Origin of the sequence: Phyllobacterium chamaecytisi (assembly GCF_020164455.1) — a bacterium.
Lineage (GTDB): Bacteria > Pseudomonadota > Alphaproteobacteria > Rhizobiales > Rhizobiaceae > Phyllobacterium > Phyllobacterium chamaecytisi.
Genome location: NZ_JAIQWW010000033.1, coordinates 1 through 17055 on the forward strand (window position 1 = coordinate 1; position 17055 = coordinate 17055).

Genomic DNA, 17055 nt, shown 5'->3' on the forward strand with positions numbered 1-17055 from the left:
ATTCGCCGGCGCGGCGTTCGGCACTCATTTGCTTCACCTGCTGGACGACCTGCTCGAGATTGTAGCTCGCAGGGTCCTGCATCGGCGGGAAGTCGACGTAGCTTTGCAGCTCCTTCAACCACAACACCTGGCCGATAGGCAGGAGGTTCCAGTCGTAGATGTAGGCGGTCAAGGGTCCGGCAAGCGTGCCGCCTTGGCCCATGAGCGTCTTGATTTGCTGCCCGACCGAGGTTTCGAACGGGTCGCGCTTGATGTTGACGACCTGGGTCCAGTGGTAGGGAACCACGCCGTTGAGGAAGCCTTCCGGTGAATCGGACACCATCGCGAAGTACATCTTCCAGTTCTTGTAGCGGACGGCGGAGGGGTCCTTGCCCGAATAATAGAAGAACGTGTCGCGGGCGGATTTATCCGATTTACCTTCAAGAAAATCGCGCTGGTTGACGCCGTCGAGCGTCGTCTTGACGATACCGGGATAGGTGCCTTTTTCGACCTGTGCCTTCAGTTCGTTGGCCTTTGGACCACCGGCGATGTCGACCAGGGTAGGCAGCCAGTCAAGCGAAGCAAAGATGTCGTTCTTCACGGTTCCGGACTCGATATGACCTGGCCAGCGCACGACCATCGGGGCACGCATTCCGCCTTCCCAAGTGGTCAGCTTGCCGCCCTTGAACGGGGTTGTGCCGCCGTCGGGGAAGGTGATGGTTTCCGCGCCGTTATCGGTGGTGAAGACGATGATGGTGTTGTCGAGTTGTCCCATCTCCTCCAGCTTCTTGAGCACGTAACCGATATTGTCGTCCATCTGCTTCATGCCGGCTTCGTTGACGCCCCAGTCCTTGCCGCCGGGTTCGCCCACCATGCCCATGTATTTGTCGTTCAGAACTGTAGTGACGTGCATGCGGGCCGGATTGTACCAGGCGAAGAACGGCTTGTTGGTCTTCTTCGGGTCGTTGCGGTCAAGGAAATCGATGAGGTGGCTGGAGATTTCCTCGTCAACCGTCTTCGAGCGTTCCAGCGTCAGCGGGCCTTCGTCCTTGCAGGTTTGGTTGGCGGCAGTGCCGTCGGAGGACTTGCAGGCCAGCATCGGACGCGGCGGTGTCAGGCAGATTGTTGTCTTGGGATCAACGGCCGCTGGATCTTCAGTAAGGCCGGGGATCGGCGTGTTCTTGCAGGGCGGTGCAACCGTCTGCTCTGTCGGTGTCTTGTTGATGTCGGGGAAGCTAACGCCTTGCATGGCGTCGAGGTGATAGAGATATCCCCAGAACTCATGGAAACCGTGAGCCGTCGGCAGGGAGTCCGTGTGATCGCCCAAATGATTCTTGCCGAACTCGCCGGTGTTGTACCCGAGGTCACGCAGGAACCATGACAAAGTCGGCGTTCCAGGCTTGAGGTAAGAGGGACTGCCCGGCAGCTGCGGCGGGATCATGCCCGTGCGCAGCGGGTGCATCCCGGTCAGGAACGCGTTGCGCCCTGCCGTGCAGCTCTGCTCGGCATAATAGGTCGTAAACATCGCACCTTCATTACCGATGCGATCGATGTTGGGCGTTTCCCCGACCATCAGGCCGCGGTGATAAATACCGGGCTGCATCCAGCCGATGTCGTCACCCATGATGAAAAGGATGTTGGGCTTGTTTTGCGTGTCCTGCGCCTGTGCCGGACCAAGAGCGCTGCCGCAAAGAAGGGCCGCGGCGGTCAATGCGCCAAGGCCGTAATTCAAGAATTTGCCGTTCATTTGCCAGTTCCTCCGTTTGAAGCTTCCAGCCTGACATCGTTCGAACGAGGTGATTGATGGAGCGCAGGACATGACAGTGCACGTCGCGACCAACGTGTTGACCCTGATGCTCAAGCCAGAACTATCGTCGAAATTCCAGGCCCACACGCCTCCCGGTGCGCAGGTCGGCGGGATCCTACGTAAGAGCCGTGCGAAGCGATATTGTACTTAAGGGCAAACGAGACAACGCCAGGCAATAAGGAACGTCGCCCGTGGCCCGTCAATTCGACGACCATCCGGGGCGCACGTCGGAGCGGGCATTCCCGTGGGATCACCTACATACTTCCACTGATACCGTCCTCTGCTCAATCTGTTACTATGGGTCCGTCTTGTTGGGGGCAAGAACGTTCATGGTGTGCAATTGGAAGGTTCGATCGAGCCGGATTGTCCGGTCCTCGGCCGCGTTTTTTTTCCTGGTTCTCCCGATGCTGGCCGCTGGACAGGCCGTCTCGATGGAGATCGTGGGCCGGGTGCCCCGTGTCCTTATTCTTTATCCTTACGACGAACGAATAGCGGCAACGACCGAAGCGGGAGAAGCAGTGCGAAACCGGCTGCGGGAAGGGACCGCGGGCAAGGTCGATATTTTCTCGGAATTTCTCGACCTCACAAGATTTCCGGAGAAAGCCCATGTCGAGAAAATGGCGCACTTCCTCACCGACAAGTATCGCGACCGTCGGCCGGATGTGGTGATTGCGCTCAGTGACGAATCGGCGAGCTTCATTGCCACCCACCGAAACACCGTCGCTCCAGGTGCGCGTATCGTCACCACCGGCCTCAGCAGATCCACCGCCGGGAACATACACTTGCCGGGCGATGTGATCGGAGTCTTCAACAAGGATGACATAGTAAAGACGCTCGAGATGGCGCGCGGCCTGCAGCCGAAGGCGCGGCATCTCTTCATTATCGGGGGATCGGCGGATTTGGACCGCGCGTGGCTTGCAACGGCGCGTGCCGACCTTGCGGATTTGGCCAAGAACTATGAAACCACCTACCTCGAGAACGTGACCATCGACGAGTTCGTCCAGCGTGCCGCTCGCTTTCCCCCGGACAGCATCGTTCTAGCCCTGACTATTTTTAAGGACAGCACCGGCCGTAACTTCATTCCACGCGAGGCCATCAGGCAAATTGCGGCAACGGCTAGCGCACCGATCTACGGACCTTATCCCACTTATATCGATCACGGCATCGTCGGCGGCAACATGGTCACTTTCGAGTCTCTGGGTCTGGCCGTTGCAGACCTCGCCCTCGATGCGATTGCCGGAAACCCGATTGTCAGTGTCGACGCTGCGCCGATCTATATTGCCGATGCGAGACAACTGAAGCGTTGGGGGTTGTCGGAAAGCGATCTCCCCGCGGGAACTGTCCAATGGTTCAAGGAGAAAACCCTCTGGGAAGAGCACTGGCTGGCGGTACTCACCACAATCGCCGTCATCGCGGCGCAAGGTGTCGTGATTGCCGGCCTGCTTGTCGAACGCCGCCGCCGCCGCGCCGCGGAACTGGAATTGCGCGTCCGTCTCCTCGAACTCGTGCATCTCAACCAGTCCGCGACGGCCGGCGCGTTGACCGCCTCGATCGCGCATGAACTCAACCAGCCGCTCGGCGCGATCCGCAGCAACGCCGAGGCGGGGGAGCTGTTGCTTCGGGGCGAGACACCCGATCTCAATCTGATCAAGCAGATCCTTGTCGACATAAAAGACGACGACCAGCGGGCCGGTGACATCATCACGCGGCTGCGGGGACTGCTGAAAAAGCGCAGTGAAATCGACTGGCAGGAATTCGACCTCAACGAGGTGATCAAGAGCGCGATCAAAATCCTCCGCCCGGAGGCCGAGCGGCGAAGCATCGTGATCAGTTGCAGTGGCGCAACGGACGAATTGCGGGTGCGGGCCGACAGGGTCCATATCCAGCAAGTCATTCTCAATCTCGCCACCAATGCGATGGATGCCATGCTCGACGTGGCGTCGACCGAGAGAAGGCTGAAGTTCCAGACCCGGCTGACCAAGGGATCCAAGGTTGAGTTGTCGATTTCGGATACCGGAGATGGCATTCCCGGCGAACAGCTCGTCGGCGTCTTTGATCCATTTTATACGACCAAGCCGACGGGAACGGGGCTTGGTCTTTCCATCGCGCGGATGATCGTCGAAACCTATGCAGGCAAGATATGGGCCGGCAACAATCCCGAGGGTGGCGCTGTCATTCGTTTCAACCTGCCTCTCGTGCGAAGCGGGTGCGTCACATGACTCCCATCATTCACATCGTCGACGACGACGACTCGTTTCGAACTGCGGTGGGCCGATTGATCGCATCATATGGCTTCCGCGTGGCGTTCTATGAGTCGGGCGACCAGTTTTTGACAGCGTTGCCGACTCCGGAACCGGGTTGCATTGTCCTCGACCTCCAATTGCCCGGCTTGAGCGGTAGCGCCTTGCAAGAGCGTCTTGCCGAAACAGCGCCGCTGCTGCCGATCATCTATCTCACCGGCGAGGGCAACATCCAGGCCGGCGTGCGCGCTATCAAGGCCGGTGCCGAAGATTTCCTGGAGAAGCCAGCTTCAGGAGAGGCACTGAAGGAGGCGATCGATCGGGCCCTGCTGCAGAACGAAAGGCGGCGTGCGGAACATGACCGCGTCCATGCTCTAGAAGCTCTCGTGGCCAGCTTGACCCCGCGGGAATCCGAGGTGTTCTGTCAAATGGTCCGAGGAAAACGCAACAAGCAAATCGCCTACGCCATCAGTACGTCGGAGCGAACCGTCAAGGCGCACCGGCACTGCGTCATGGAAAAACTGGGGGCCAAGTCGCTGGCGGAAGCGGTGTCGATCGCCGAGAGAATGGGATTGTTGGATATTTCGCCCAAGCCAATGCGCCGCGCTTGATGCTCTGCTCTTCCCCTTAGGACAGTATACGACGTCGTTCTTCAGCCCTATCATCCAAAGCCGATGTACCGGCTGAAAAGAGGATCAGGTGGAAAAGCTGCCATGGACGATTGCTGTCGTGGAGGACGATCCGAGTATGTTGAAAAGTGTTCAGCGGCTGCTCAATGTCCACGGATATACGACACAAGCATATTCGTCGGCCGAAGATTATCTGGATCGCCCCGTCACTAAAATCGACTGCCTCGTGCTCGACGTCGATCTTGGCGGCATGTCCGGGATCGAATTGCAGCGCCAATTGAGGGACGCCGGCTCAAAACTTCCGGTGATTTTCATGACCGCTCTCGAAGACGATGCTTTGGAAGCGGAAGCGGCGCGGGCAGGCTGCATTGCGTATTTGCGCAAGCCATTTGCCGCCGCCTCCCTGATCAACGCCATCGACAAGGCGTTGGCCGCTTAGGCGAACGATTGCCTTCCCTTAAGGACAATAGCCACTTCTCAGCCATTCGATAGACTGCCGCTGGAATCAATCTCGGGAGTATCAGCAATGAACAGATCTAGTTTAATTGGCGGGGCGATTGTGATCGCTTCGCTATCCTTGGCTGGGATTGGTCGAGCCGATACGATGAGTTATGCCGATGCGGTGACGGCGCTTGCCAAGGACTGTGGCGCGGACATCAAGAAGGTCTGTAAGGGCCTCAATCTCGGCAATAATCAAATTCAGGACTGCCTGCAGAAAAACCAAGCAAAGGTTTCGCCCACCTGTACTTCGACGCTTGGGCAGGTGTCCGCTTCGATCCAGCAGCGGCAGGCGGCGCAGACCGGGTTCTTCAAGATATGTGCGCACGATGCCGCGCAGTACTGCGGGGGCGTCAAAGGGGAGGGCAACATTCTGGCCTGTCTGTTGAAGTCGAAACGCGTCGACAACGGCAAATGCAACCAGGCAATCACAGATGCGGGATGGCGCTAGATCATGACCACAATCGAGGGAAAGAAAATGTTTGTTCGTCACCTTCGCGCGGGATTGGCGCTGGGACTTCTGCTCGCCGCCGGCAACGTCTCGGCTCAGCAGCTCAGCAATCAGCAGTCTGAGCCAGATCTCCAAGGCAGCGCCCGTCATTGACCCGGCTTTGCTCACGCAGGAAGCCAATGCCAATGTTGGCAAAGGCGTTGCCGGCCAGCCAAACTGGAGCCAGCTTGCCAACCTGTCGCAGCTGCTGGTCGAGATTGATTTCGAGAATGATTCCATCGCCATCGAACCGAAGTCATACCGCACGGTCGGCCTGATCGCCGATGCGCTGCATCATCCCAATTTGATGTTTTACAAGTTCCTGGTGGTTGGACACACCAGTTCGACGGGCGATGCCAAACACAATCTGAAGCTGAGCCAGCAGCGCGCCGATGCGATTACAGAAGCCTTGGCAACAACGTTTGCCATCCCGCGCAACCGGCTTTCTTCCGTTGGCGTGGGCCAGGAGATGCCCGTCGATCCGGGTAATCCAAAGGCAGCGGACAACCGGCGCGTGCAACTGATCAACCTTGGCCGGATCAAGTAACGGGCAATGCGACGTATCGGGCGTTTGCAGGTCGTTGTGACGGAACATCTGATTGTCATATTTGGAGAAACATCCAGCGGGGGGCTCGGTGCAATATGGGGGACACAGAATGCGCGCTGCAATTTCAATATTGATACTAGCGATGATGTCTCTTACCGGATGCCAGTCGAATGGCACCACTTCTGACGGCGTGCCAGCATCAGCCGCGCCGCCTGCGATGGATGCGACCGCTACCACGGCGGAGGGCGCACCGGTCGACCTTGCCGATCTGGTAAATGCCCCTGCCGCCGGCGCTCAAGCTCAGATGCGCGCGCGCGGGTACTCGTTTACCCAACAGCAAGGTTCGATCACGTATTGGTGGAATCCCAAAACGACAATCTGCGCAACGACAGTAACCAGCAACGGGACGTTTCAAACTGTCGGAACGGCAACAATGCGCTACTGCGGCCAGCAATAATTATCGTGGCGCAATCAAATAGCCGGACGTCGCCTTTTGGCGCCCAGAGAAATAATTGGAAGGCGGGTTCACCAGCCCCCAGAAACACGCGCTGGCAAAAGCATTACCGATGTCATGGTAAAATTCGCGGGGTCCGAGGCCTTCAGATCGGTTATGTGGGTTCTGATCGAGGAACGTCATACCGACGGCTGGCACATCGGCGGTGAGCCCTTCGCTGGCCCTTCTTCGCTTATGGCAACGCGCGGTCGCGCGAAAGCTGTTTACGAGATGATCGACGGCACCCCTAGTTCCGCGACGAGTTCGCTGTGGCCACCGAAGGCGGAGGCCACTTGGCAACCAGGAGAGGCAGATGGGATCAATCAGAATCCTTGGTATGGATCATTGCCTCCGCCGCTTTCACGGTCCATCTCGCCAACTTTGCAGATTGCAATGCAACCTATGACCTTGGGCGCGGTCGTCGGCCTGATGACGTGGACCTGAATCTCCTTGATAATCCCGATCTTCGGAGCCGAACTTAATGCAAAACTCGAGCAGCAAACTGCAAAGGACAGCACCACCGGTGCACCACGTCCCATGGGAGAGCGGGGAGCGGTGGTTGCAGGCACCTTGGACGAGTCGACAGGTTAGGAATCGACCGTGCTGTTGATTTTCCCCTCGACGGCTCCGAGGTTACGTCTCCCGCACGGAGTCCGAGATCCGGCCGGAAAAGCTTTGGGCGGAACGCGGGGCCGAGGCTCCACGGTTGGAACGACGACAAGTATTCCATCTAGAATCAGTTCCTGCCAACATCAGCCTTGCCGGCGTAAGCAATGTGCCAAGAGAGTTCAACTCAGCAGATTATTCAGGATCGGCACCCATAACCAATCCTTCGATGTCGTGCTTTTGAATCACAGGTTCCAACGCATCGACCACCCGACATACCAAATGCTCTTTCACTGAATCGGGTAAGGCATCGAAATAGGTTTGGGTCACCATCAGGTCATGCAGCTCCGCGTGTCCTGCTCCGGGAGCATCGACCCCCAGCACCAGCACGGGTCGGGCAATCGGTGATGCATGTGCTGTTCCCCTATGCACGGTCAGCGCCGAACGGCAGGAAATATCGCCGAGTTGGGGAAACTTGCGAACGGCTTTGCTCTGAAACTCCTGCCAGCTCTCCTTGGGCGGAAACATTTCATGCTTCCACGCACGACCGTCAACGTATTGCGTGCCAAGCGCGACTTCAAACGGCCCCATGTCGTCCGTGACATCCACACCCGTCAAGTTAAAAGCCAGGGACGTGATGCGCCGATCTGCATAGGTTTCTGCCGGAGAGGGGAAATCTCTGTGCCAAGGTTGATATTTGGCACCTTGGAAAGGAACATCAAAACCGATTTCGACAATTTGGTAGTTCTTTCCAAGCGTCTTTTCACACATCCCTACAACCCACGGGTGCGTAACAAGGTCAACAAAGCCTCCAAATTCCTCAGGATGGATTTCCACATACCAGCGCCGCGGGCCGCGTCCTACTGCTCCGCCTGGCTGCTGAATCGCAGACCAGAAAGCGGTCATCATATCTTCGCGCATCGATTCAGCCCATTCGCGCGGGAACGCTGATTTCCTACCAACGATTCCATCGGTCGTCAGCGTCAGTAGATCGCGTTCAATTTCGTCAGCTAGCGGTTGACCAGTGCTGCTCATGGAACCTCGCACAGTTTATTATTATCAATATGGACGGTTATAATTATAAGTCAATTAAGCTGAACACTTGTCTGTGTAAGCCGATTTGCAATTTTCGCAGCCGAGGGCGTCTGGGTGATCAACCTGTGGCGCAACAGGAGCAAAGCATAACCGCAAAGGAGGTGCATGCCAGCTATTGTCTGGACAAGCCGAGTTCGGCGCAACAGGCAACAAACTCATCCGGGGTCATTGGGCCGTATCCGTCAACATCTACCTTGAGGACTGAATGCTCGCGCATCGCTGCAAGCGCATCCCTGGCATTGCTGAACGTTTTGACGGTACTTGTTAGTATCTCATCCGGGATGAATATGCGTATTTTTGCGTTAGGGTTGATCATCACGAGGTCCTGGGTGAATAAGCAACATCAAATCATAATGACCGCGATCACCGCCCATGCGGCCTGGAGAGCCGATTCTAGCAGGTGGGCGCCGGACCGAATTACTAAACTCTAATGAATCGCGACGGGCAAGTCCGGACCCGGCCTGCCGGATACGCACTACAATCGCGGGCCGGATCGCGGCCGAGCGCCTCTGACCTTGATCAGACTGTCAGTGAAAATGACGGTGAGCCCGTCACCGCCTGGTATCAGCCACGAATTGGGGCAGGGGAGTCATCAGGGACACAGCCGACTGTCTCGGCAGGCTGGAAACTCAAGCATAAAAACTTGGTTCCGCGCCGCTACGATTGTGTAGAAAAACAAGGCTCATTGATTGCCAATTAATTCGGTGAGGCTTGACCTCACTTGCGTCCCGGGAGAAGACCGCTGCTGACGATCCTTAGATCAGCAACTACAAATGTGCTGCTATTGCAAGAAAAGGAAACTGACCATCTGGGTGTGTTTTGTACGGCTGCCGCTGCTTTGTAACTGCACAAATCCTGTCGGCGTAAATGTGCGGAGGACATTTATCCGGGCGTAACCGTCACTTCGCTGCTGCCGAATGAGATTCATCGGGTGGTCCGATCATTGGCGACCCATCAGGAGCATCCTCTATAGTCAATCCTATGTCGAAGTGAACGGCGACATGTATCGAAGTCTCGCCGGCTGTTGCTGGGTCCCTCACCAATCTGCCGAACAGCCACCGACCACCACGTGTCAGGGTGTATCCGCTAACTTGTCTCAAACAGTAAGACCGGCAACACTCATGAGGACGCGAAAAAGACCGGCCACAATTCCGAGTGCTGCCACGCTTGCGGCCCAGATCAGCACCAGCCATCCCAGCCGTCGAAGCCGGCTGTGCTCGGGTACAGGAGACCGTTCCGACGGCATCAGTGATAGCCTTCGCCTGGTTTTACCTTTCCTCGGAAGACGTAATATGACCACGCCGTGTAGGCCAGAATGCACGGTATCACGAGGAGCGCGCCGACAAGGGTGAAACCCATACTCTCCGCTGGACCTGCCGCTTCCCAAATGGATATCGCAGGGGGCACTATATTTGGCCAAAGGCTTATAGCGAGCCCGCTGTAGCCTAAAAACAGTAAGAACAAGGTGAACAAAAAAGGCCCGACGTGGGGCTCACCCCCAAGCAGGCGAAGGATGGCCCAAGTTGTAGCCAATACAAGCGCTGGCACCGGGGCAAAAAACAACATATTCGGTAAGGCGAACCAGCGGTTTGCGACATCGGCATGCGCCAGCGGTGTCCAAATACTGACGATGATGATAATTGCAAGCACTGCCAGGGTGGCTGGGCGCGCCAGCTTGATCATACGGCGCTGCAATTCGCCTTCGGTTTTCATGATTAGCCACGTGCAGCCAAGCAGCGCATATGCCACAACCAGCGCTGCCCCCGTGAAGAGACTGAACGGGGTAAGCCAATCGAGAACACCGCCGCTGAATGCCGCATCCTTGACCTCAAAGCCATTGATAAAGCCTCCAAGCGCAAGTCCCTGCGAGCAAGTTGCAACATACGATCCCCAGGCAAAGGCTTTGTCCCAAAATGGCTTATGACTGTCATTTGCTTTGAAGCGAAATTCGAATGCCACACCTCTCCAGATGAGGCCTCCGAGCATCAAAAAGAGAGGAAAATACAAAGCGCTGAGGATGATTGAATAGGCCAGCGGAAAGGCCGCCAACAAAGCCGCGCCGCCAAGGACGAGCCACGTTTCATTGCCGTCCCATACGGGGGCGACGGTGTTGACCATCGTATCGCGGTCATCGCGGTCCGGCACGAACGGAAAGAGGATCCCGATGCCGAGATCGAAACCATCCATGATGACATACATCATCAACCCGAATGCGATTATGATTGCCCAAATTAGCGGAAGGTCAATTCCCATGCTATCGGTCCTCGCTTTCCGGTAGATCAATTGTTGGATCCACGTCGTCGGGCACGGCCGAAAGTGGCCTGGCCGGCCGCTGTGTCTGATGCGAACCTTGCCGTTCAGAATCAGAAATGTCCGCCGGACCTGCGGCCACCAGCCTCAACATGTAACTCACGCCGGTGCCGAAAACTGCGATGTAGATCACGATGAAAACCAGCAGCGTCGTCGACAGCGCCAGAGCCGAATGGTTTGACACGGCATCCTTGGTTCGCATGACACCATAGACCACCCAAGGTTGCCTGCCGATCTCGGTGGTAAGCCATCCAGCGAGTATGGCGATCAGTCCGCAGGGCCCCATCGCAACGGCAAAGCGCAAGAACGGCTTCGATTGGTACAAGGTTCGGCGATACCGTAACAGCAAGCTCCATACACCCAACAAGAGCATGAGGACACCCAAACCCACCATGACGCGAAATGTCCAGAAAACCACCGTTGAATTTGGCCGGTCGTCGGGAGCAAACTCCTTAAGCCCGGGAAACTGGCCATTCCATTCATGGGTAAGGATGAGGCTGCTGAGATGAGGAATTTCCACCGCGAATTTCGTCTTTTCAGCCGCCATGTCGGGCCATCCGAACAGTATAAGCGGCACGCTTTGTCCCGGCGTGTTTCCCCAGTGGCCCTCCATCGCTGCAATCTTGGCGGGTTGATATTTGAGGGTGTTTAGGCCATGGGCGTCGCCGAGTGCGATTTGCAACGGAGTGACGAGAACCAGCATCCACATGGCCATCGATAGCATAATGCGTATCGGACGAATATCATTGCCCCGAAGCAGATGCCACGCACCGGATGCGCCGACGAAAAGGGCGGTAGCAAGGAATGCCGCCACGGTCATATGCGCCAGTCTGTAGGGAAAGGAGGGATTGAAAATGACCTGCAGCCAGTCTACCGGAACAACGCGGCCACTGATAATTTCGAATCCTTGCGGTGTCTGCATCCAGCTGTTCGATGCAAGGATCCAAGTTGCAGACACGAGTGTTCCGATTGCCACCATGATGGTAGCGAACCAATGCAGGCCTGGACCCACCTTGTTCCATCCGAACAGCATGACACCGAGAAAACCCGCCTCGAGGAAGAATGCGGTTAGCACTTCATAGGTGAGCAACGGGCCCGTGATACTTCCTGCAAATGCAGAAAAATAGCTCCAGTTCGTGCCGAACTGGTAGGCCATGACAATGCCAGATACCACCCCCATGGCAAAATTAACCGCGAAAATTTTCGACCAGAAATGGTACAGGTCGCGATGGACGACGTCCTGCTTCCACAACCACAAGCCTTCAAGAACGGCGAGGTAGCTTGCAAGACCGATCGTGATTGCAGGGAAAATAATGTGGAATGAAATTGTAAAACCAAACTGAAATCGGGCCAGCTCAAGCGCAGTGAATCCGAGCATGGAATTCGTTCCTGTGTTTGTATCAATCTGCCCCGGCCCGCAAACGTCAGTGACCAAGACGCTGAGTTTTATACAAACCGTCCGCAGCGTATTGCTGGAAATTACTATCGCTGCGGGAATTTGGCCACCAATAAATTGGCGATGGCAAGCAGTGCGGTCGCAATTAGACCGGCGGCCCAGAAGAGCTCAGCGCGAAATCAATGAACAAACGCATACGACAGTCACAAAATTATCCAATGGTCGGCAGCTCTGCTTCCTGGATGCACGTTTCTGCTTCGGAGGTGTTTTTCGCCGCGCGACCAGACGAGCCCACGGGCAGTGGCTCTATTTTGCGCCGTGGGCGTGGCGGGGACCCAATCCATCCATCGTGAACATTGCAAATCTGGGTGATCATGCCACTGAACATTCCGTCTTGGGCAGTTACGCGGCTCGGGACAGTCCAGGAAAATCTTCAACGTGCGGCTCTGGGAACCATTTGAGAAGCCGTTTGTTAGCAGCGCAAGACCGACTTTTGGAACGTGCCGTTGCGTTTAGCGTCACTTCCAAAACGGGCGGCATGAGAGTGGGATCAAACAACCGGAGACTGCAAAATGTCCAGTTATAACGAAGTCTCAAGCGCGGATCATGACCCAAGCGCTTCCACTACTTTGACGGCGTTTTACGAAGATCGCGAAATGGCGGAGCGAGCCGTATTGCGGTTGGTGGATGCCGGAATCGATCACAATAAAGTTCGTCTCGTCGAAGGCGACGACACCTTGGATCCAAACGCAACGTCCGACGAGCGCCGCATGGGCTTTTGGGAATCTATTGGCGATTTCTTTTTTCCCGCCGAGGATAGGGACGCGTACTTCGAGGGCGTTCGCCGCGGCGGGTTTTTGGTGACCGTCACGGAGGTGAGCGGCGAACTGGCCGACAAAGCCCTTGACATTCTCGATGACGAGGGCAGCGTCGACATCGACGAAAGAGCGCAGTCGTGGCGTTCGGAAGGCTGGTCGCCAACGGCATCAGAAGACTTGCCTCCCTCCCAGTACGACCGGACTGGCGATCCGCAGGTCTCAACCGTGGAGGGTGTCGCGAGTTCGTCGGGTGATGCAACGGCCGATGACATGGACCGTCCCATGCTTGGCCCCGAGGATGAAGAAGTGCAACGTGTAGCCACGCGCGATATGAGTACCGGACGCAAGCGAGCTCGATCCTACACACTGAAGCGCAGTTGAAGCAGCGTGGGAACCGACTGGCTTTTCCACGTTCACCAAACCATGGGTAAAAACGCAAAGCCGGACCCAAGCGGGTTGCAGGCTTTAAGGTTCCCAAGACACTGCCGGTCAAAATGCTGCGCGGTCTCTTGAGCAATCCGTTTTACGCGAGGTTCTGGCCAATGCTCTGACCACCGGTGCAGCGGCGCGCTGTACGCATTGAAGAGCGGAAAGATATCGCGGATGCTAGCAAACAGGGTGCTAAAAAAGGGGGCGAACCCACACGGGCAGTTTAAAGCGGGACCAGTGCCGCAAGGCGCGCGATCGGGGATACCGCCCACTCCAGCTTCCAAATCACAAACGACCTGGCAACAGAGGCCCGGATGTTTCATAGGCTTGCGAGTGTCACCCAAGGGAATTTTCTGCGAAGCCCCCTTTGGACAGGCTGGCCTGTGCTGATCCTTGGGGAGCGTCGCATAGGGCCGCTCATGGCGTAATAGCTGGAGCCCAATTTCAGGATGCGAAGCCAGCTCCCGGTATAATGGGGTGAGCGAGACGGCACAGGCGATTTTAACCGAAGTGTCCCAATGAATTTTCTATCGACTCAAAGCACCCGCACGTTTTCCGCCTTCGATTTCCCGGTCTTGCGATCTTGCCCCAGATCGTAATTTACACGTTGCCCTTCATTCAGCGCATCACCCTCGATAGCGGAGACGTGCACGAACACGTCCGTGCCTCCACCTTCCGGCGTGATGAACCCGAAACCCTTTTGCGTATTGAAAAACTTGACTGTCCCAGTTGCCATGCACTTTGCCTCGAAGGTTCAGCAGTGAATTGCCGCCGGGCAAACCTATAGCCATTGACATGTATTCGCAACAAGTGCTCGGCGCCCAAGCTTCCACGAACGTTGAGCGTCGTTATTCAGTCCCGCTATGAGTGGAAGATCGGGCGTCTTGGCAAGGAATGATGGGTCGTTGGTTCCGCGCCTTCAGGGTTGCCAGGTCTCGGCATTTTCAAACGAATGTTTGCTGCTGGCTTCTGTTTAACTACGAGCCGGGGGACATAGGGCGCTGTAACGGAGGGACTCAATTTTGAACTCGATCTGGAGCTGTGCACTGGTTGTTCCGCGGCCGGGTAGGTTTCGTTTTCGTTATCTGTTATTGCAGAGTAGAAAAGCGTTGAAATAAATGATGTTCCATCTGAGTACGTTTACGCACAGAGGCCAATGGCTGATCAATCCAATCTATCGAAACAGGAACTCGAGGATGGAGATTATGTGGCCCTAGCGCGATTTCGGCGCGCTGTTCGGGCATTCCTGAGCTTCAGCGAAAGCGCGGCGCGGGAATGGGGTCTGACACCACAGCAACATCAGGCAATTCTGGCCATTCGCGGATTTGCATCTGACAGCGAAATGGGTGTCGGTGATCTGGCTGAACATTTAATGATCCAGCACAACAGTGCCGTGGAATTGGTGAACCGCCTGCAGGATAGCGAACTGGTCGAGCGGTCGATCAAAGCAGACGATCGGCGGCGGGTTAATATTCGACTGACGCCCAAGGCACATGCCTTGCTTGAAGACCTTTCCTCGGCACATTTGCTGGAACTGCAAAGAACTGGACCGGAGCTGGCCGAAATCCTTGGCCAGCTCCGCAAAAGAAATAAAACCTGAAGGCAGTTCATCGGTTAGTCGCTGACGACTTTAGCTGCAATCTGTTCAGAATTTCTCGAGCGCTCGCGAAAATACGCCGTGCGCTCCTTTTCATCGGAATGGCTTGCAAGACGTGTTCGCAGTAAATCCTTCCGTGCAACAAGGCCAACAACATGCCTGGTTTGCGGGTCAATGATCGGTACCCTGCCGGCGTCGTTTAACACCATCCGATCCGCCAGGCGGGCGACGACTTCATCCGGATAACCGGACAGAACGGCGCTGTCGGAGACGCGTTCAAAGAGTGTCTCGCCGAAATGATCGCCTTGCGTATTCCAACGAAGAACATCGGCCCGCGAAACCATTCCGACGAGGCAATTCTGTTGGTCGACAAGCGGATAGGATTTATGCCTGTGTTGGCTCGCCGTGAAAAAGGCGACCGCCTCGTCAACCTGCATTGAAACGGGGAGCGTATCCGGATTGGCAACCATCACTTCCGAAACCCGGAGGAGTTCAAACGGATCGATGCTGTATTCTCGCGTGATGTGCTGTCCGCGGCGGGCGATTTTTTCCGTCAGTATAGAGCGCTTGAGCAGAAGCACGGTCACACAATAGGCGCAGCCCGTCGCGACCAGTAGTGGCACAAGGAGTTCTACTTTCCCGGTCAGCTCTACGGCAAAGATGATGCCGGTCAGCGGCGAGCGCATTGTGCCGCCCATCATGGCTGCCATGCCCAGCAGCGACCAGAGTTCGACAGGACCTGCAAAATACTGCCCCTCGAGAAACCCCACCGATCCGCCAATGATCAGCAGAGGCGCCAGCACGCCTCCCGAGGTTCCCGAAGCCAAGGCCAGTATCCAGATTATCGACTTGACGACCACCAGCAGCAATACGGCGTGTGCGTCGATGCTGTTGTTGAGCAGATCATGGATGACGTCATAGCCGACACCCATCGCCCGAGGCTCGACCATTCCGCCCAGCCCAATGGCGATGCCCCCTAAAGCCGGCCACCACATCCAATGCAATGGCAACCGCGCGAACAGATCTTCTGCCGCATACAGGAGCGAGGTCAACAAACCTGACAACAGGCCCATGGTCAGTCCAACCACGGCACACATGGCCAGGGTAAGAAGGGAAAGATCATGCTTGAAGAAAAGCGGGAACAACGGTCCGTCGCCCATGAGCAGGGGACGCCAGGCGATGGCAACCGCTGCTGCCACCATTACCGGGATGAGGCTGCGCGGTTTCCACTCGAAGAGGAGCAATTCGACGGCCAGGAGGACTGCGGCGATCGGTGTGCCAAAGATCGCCGTCATGCCCGCCGCAGCACCTGCCACCAGTATCGTCTTGCGCTCTGCCGCGCTCAGATGGAAGCATTGTGCGAACAGCGAGCCGATTGCCCCACCGGTCATGATGATCGGACCTTCGGCGCCGAACGGCCCCCCGGTGCCGATGGCGATCGCCGATGACAGCGGCTTCAACAAAGCCACCTTCGGCTGCATGCGGCTGCTGCCGATGAGGATCGCTTCGATCGCTTCCGGGATTCCGTGACCTCTGATTTTCTCGGACCCGTAGCGGGCCATCAGACCGATGATCAACCCGCCCAGCACGGGGACGATCAGCATCATAATGCCGGGGGTGATGTTGGCATAGGAGACGTCTTCGACAGAGAAACGCTGGAACCAGGCTAAATTGGTGGCAAGAGCAATGAGCTTGATGAGAAACCAGGCGGCAAACGTCCCACCTGTGCCGGCGATGGCTGCCATCGCGACAAGGATCAAAACGCGATAGTCCGTCGAAAAATCACCTGGAGCGGGTGTGGACCGGGGGGAGGACTGATAGTGAGACATAATGGCTTTCGTGGGAAGGTAATGGGCTGCGCATCTGTTATATCGTGATACGATATAATTCAAGTGGGTTAAGGCACGAGATGCGCGCCTTGAAGCAATGACTCTCGGCGCAGGGGCGGACATCGCTTTGTTGCGGGTTTCGCCTCGACCGGTGAGGTTGCATAATGTTTTGTGTGGAACCTCGGTAAAGATAGCGTGATGGGACACAATCGTCAGGTTGAATTAACAACGGCAATGCAAAACCCGCGCTGCATTTCTGTGTACTCTTGCCATCCTGACGCGCATGAAAGCG

Annotated in this window: 15 protein-coding genes and 1 pseudogene; 9 read left to right on the forward strand and 7 right to left on the reverse strand. The window is 56.5% G+C overall.

Annotated features, from left to right (window positions below; translation table 11 throughout):
• A partial coding sequence (locus tag LB462_RS29355; protein ID WP_224515416.1) for an arylsulfatase occupies positions 1–1726 on the reverse strand: 1726 nt, incomplete at its 3' end.
• A 464-nt stretch (positions 1727–2190) separates the two neighbouring features.
• Between LB462_RS29355 and LB462_RS29360 the strand changes: the two genes are divergently transcribed.
• From LB462_RS29360 to LB462_RS29390, 7 genes and pseudogenes are all read left to right on the forward strand, one after another.
• On the forward strand, positions 2191–4005 hold the full coding sequence (locus LB462_RS29360; protein WP_224515418.1) for a sensor histidine kinase: 1815 nt from the start codon (positions 2191–2193) through the stop codon (positions 4003–4005).
• Entirely contained in the window at positions 4002–4637 is a 636-nt protein-coding gene (locus LB462_RS29365) for a response regulator transcription factor (RefSeq protein ID WP_224515420.1), read from the forward strand. The genes LB462_RS29360 and LB462_RS29365 overlap by 4 nt, the downstream gene beginning before the upstream one ends.
• An 88-nt stretch (positions 4638–4725) precedes the next feature.
• Positions 4726–5094: a response regulator transcription factor gene (locus LB462_RS29370; RefSeq protein ID WP_224515422.1), complete on the forward strand. Its 369-nt coding sequence runs from the start codon at positions 4726–4728 to the stop codon at positions 5092–5094.
• Between the two features lie 87 nt (positions 5095–5181).
• Positions 5182–5604 (forward strand): hypothetical protein, encoded by a 423-nt coding sequence (locus tag LB462_RS29375; RefSeq protein ID WP_224515423.1) that lies wholly within the window; start codon positions 5182–5184, stop codon positions 5602–5604.
• Between the two features lie 27 nt (positions 5605–5631).
• Positions 5632–6190: pseudogene (locus tag LB462_RS29380) on the forward strand (OmpA family protein).
• 142 nt (positions 6191–6332) lie between these two features.
• Positions 6333–6647 carry a hypothetical protein gene (locus LB462_RS29385; RefSeq protein WP_224515426.1) on the forward strand — a complete coding sequence of 105 codons (315 nt, stop codon included), beginning with the start codon at positions 6333–6335 and terminating at the stop codon, positions 6645–6647.
• Positions 6648–6761: 114 nt separating this feature from the next.
• Complete coding sequence (locus LB462_RS29390) at positions 6762–7127, forward strand: hypothetical protein (RefSeq protein ID WP_224515427.1); 366 nt, start codon at positions 6762–6764, stop codon at positions 7125–7127.
• A 357-nt stretch (positions 7128–7484) separates the two neighbouring features.
• On the opposite strand, the gene LB462_RS29395 is transcribed toward LB462_RS29390, so the two are convergent.
• From LB462_RS29395 to LB462_RS29410, 4 genes are all read right to left on the reverse strand, one after another.
• Positions 7485–8324, reverse strand: a complete 840-nt coding sequence (locus LB462_RS29395) for a phytanoyl-CoA dioxygenase family protein (protein ID WP_224515428.1) — start codon at positions 8322–8324, stop codon at positions 7485–7487.
• Positions 8325–9480: 1156 nt separating this feature from the next.
• The gene (locus LB462_RS29400; protein ID WP_224515430.1) at positions 9481–9630 is read right to left on the reverse strand and encodes a DUF2474 domain-containing protein; all 150 of its coding nucleotides are present in this window, start codon (positions 9628–9630) and stop codon (positions 9481–9483) included.
• Positions 9630–10637, reverse strand: a complete 1008-nt coding sequence (cydB, locus tag LB462_RS29405; protein ID WP_224515432.1) for a cytochrome d ubiquinol oxidase subunit II — start codon at positions 10635–10637, stop codon at positions 9630–9632. The genes LB462_RS29400 and cydB overlap by 1 nt, the downstream gene beginning before the upstream one ends.
• Position 10638: 1 nt before the next feature.
• On the reverse strand, positions 10639–12072 hold the full coding sequence (locus LB462_RS29410) for a cytochrome ubiquinol oxidase subunit I (RefSeq protein WP_224515434.1): 1434 nt from the start codon (positions 12070–12072) through the stop codon (positions 10639–10641).
• 590 nt (positions 12073–12662) lie between these two features.
• On the opposite strand from LB462_RS29410, the gene LB462_RS29415 reads away from it, so the two are divergent.
• Positions 12663–13289 (forward strand): hypothetical protein, encoded by a 627-nt coding sequence (locus LB462_RS29415; RefSeq protein WP_224515436.1) that lies wholly within the window; start codon positions 12663–12665, stop codon positions 13287–13289.
• A gap of 583 nt (positions 13290–13872) precedes the next feature.
• On the opposite strand, the gene LB462_RS29420 is transcribed toward LB462_RS29415, so the two are convergent.
• On the reverse strand, positions 13873–14073 hold the full coding sequence (locus tag LB462_RS29420; protein ID WP_224515437.1) for a cold-shock protein: 201 nt from the start codon (positions 14071–14073) through the stop codon (positions 13873–13875).
• 420 nt (positions 14074–14493) lie between these two features.
• Between LB462_RS29420 and LB462_RS29425 the strand changes: the two genes are divergently transcribed.
• Positions 14494–14937 carry a MarR family winged helix-turn-helix transcriptional regulator gene (locus tag LB462_RS29425; protein WP_224515439.1) on the forward strand — a complete coding sequence of 148 codons (444 nt, stop codon included), beginning with the start codon at positions 14494–14496 and terminating at the stop codon, positions 14935–14937.
• 14 nt (positions 14938–14951) lie between these two features.
• On the opposite strand, the gene LB462_RS29430 is transcribed toward LB462_RS29425, so the two are convergent.
• The gene (locus LB462_RS29430) at positions 14952–16763 is read right to left on the reverse strand and encodes a chloride channel protein (RefSeq protein ID WP_224515441.1); all 1812 of its coding nucleotides are present in this window, start codon (positions 16761–16763) and stop codon (positions 14952–14954) included.
• Between the last annotated feature and the right edge of the window lie 292 nt (positions 16764–17055).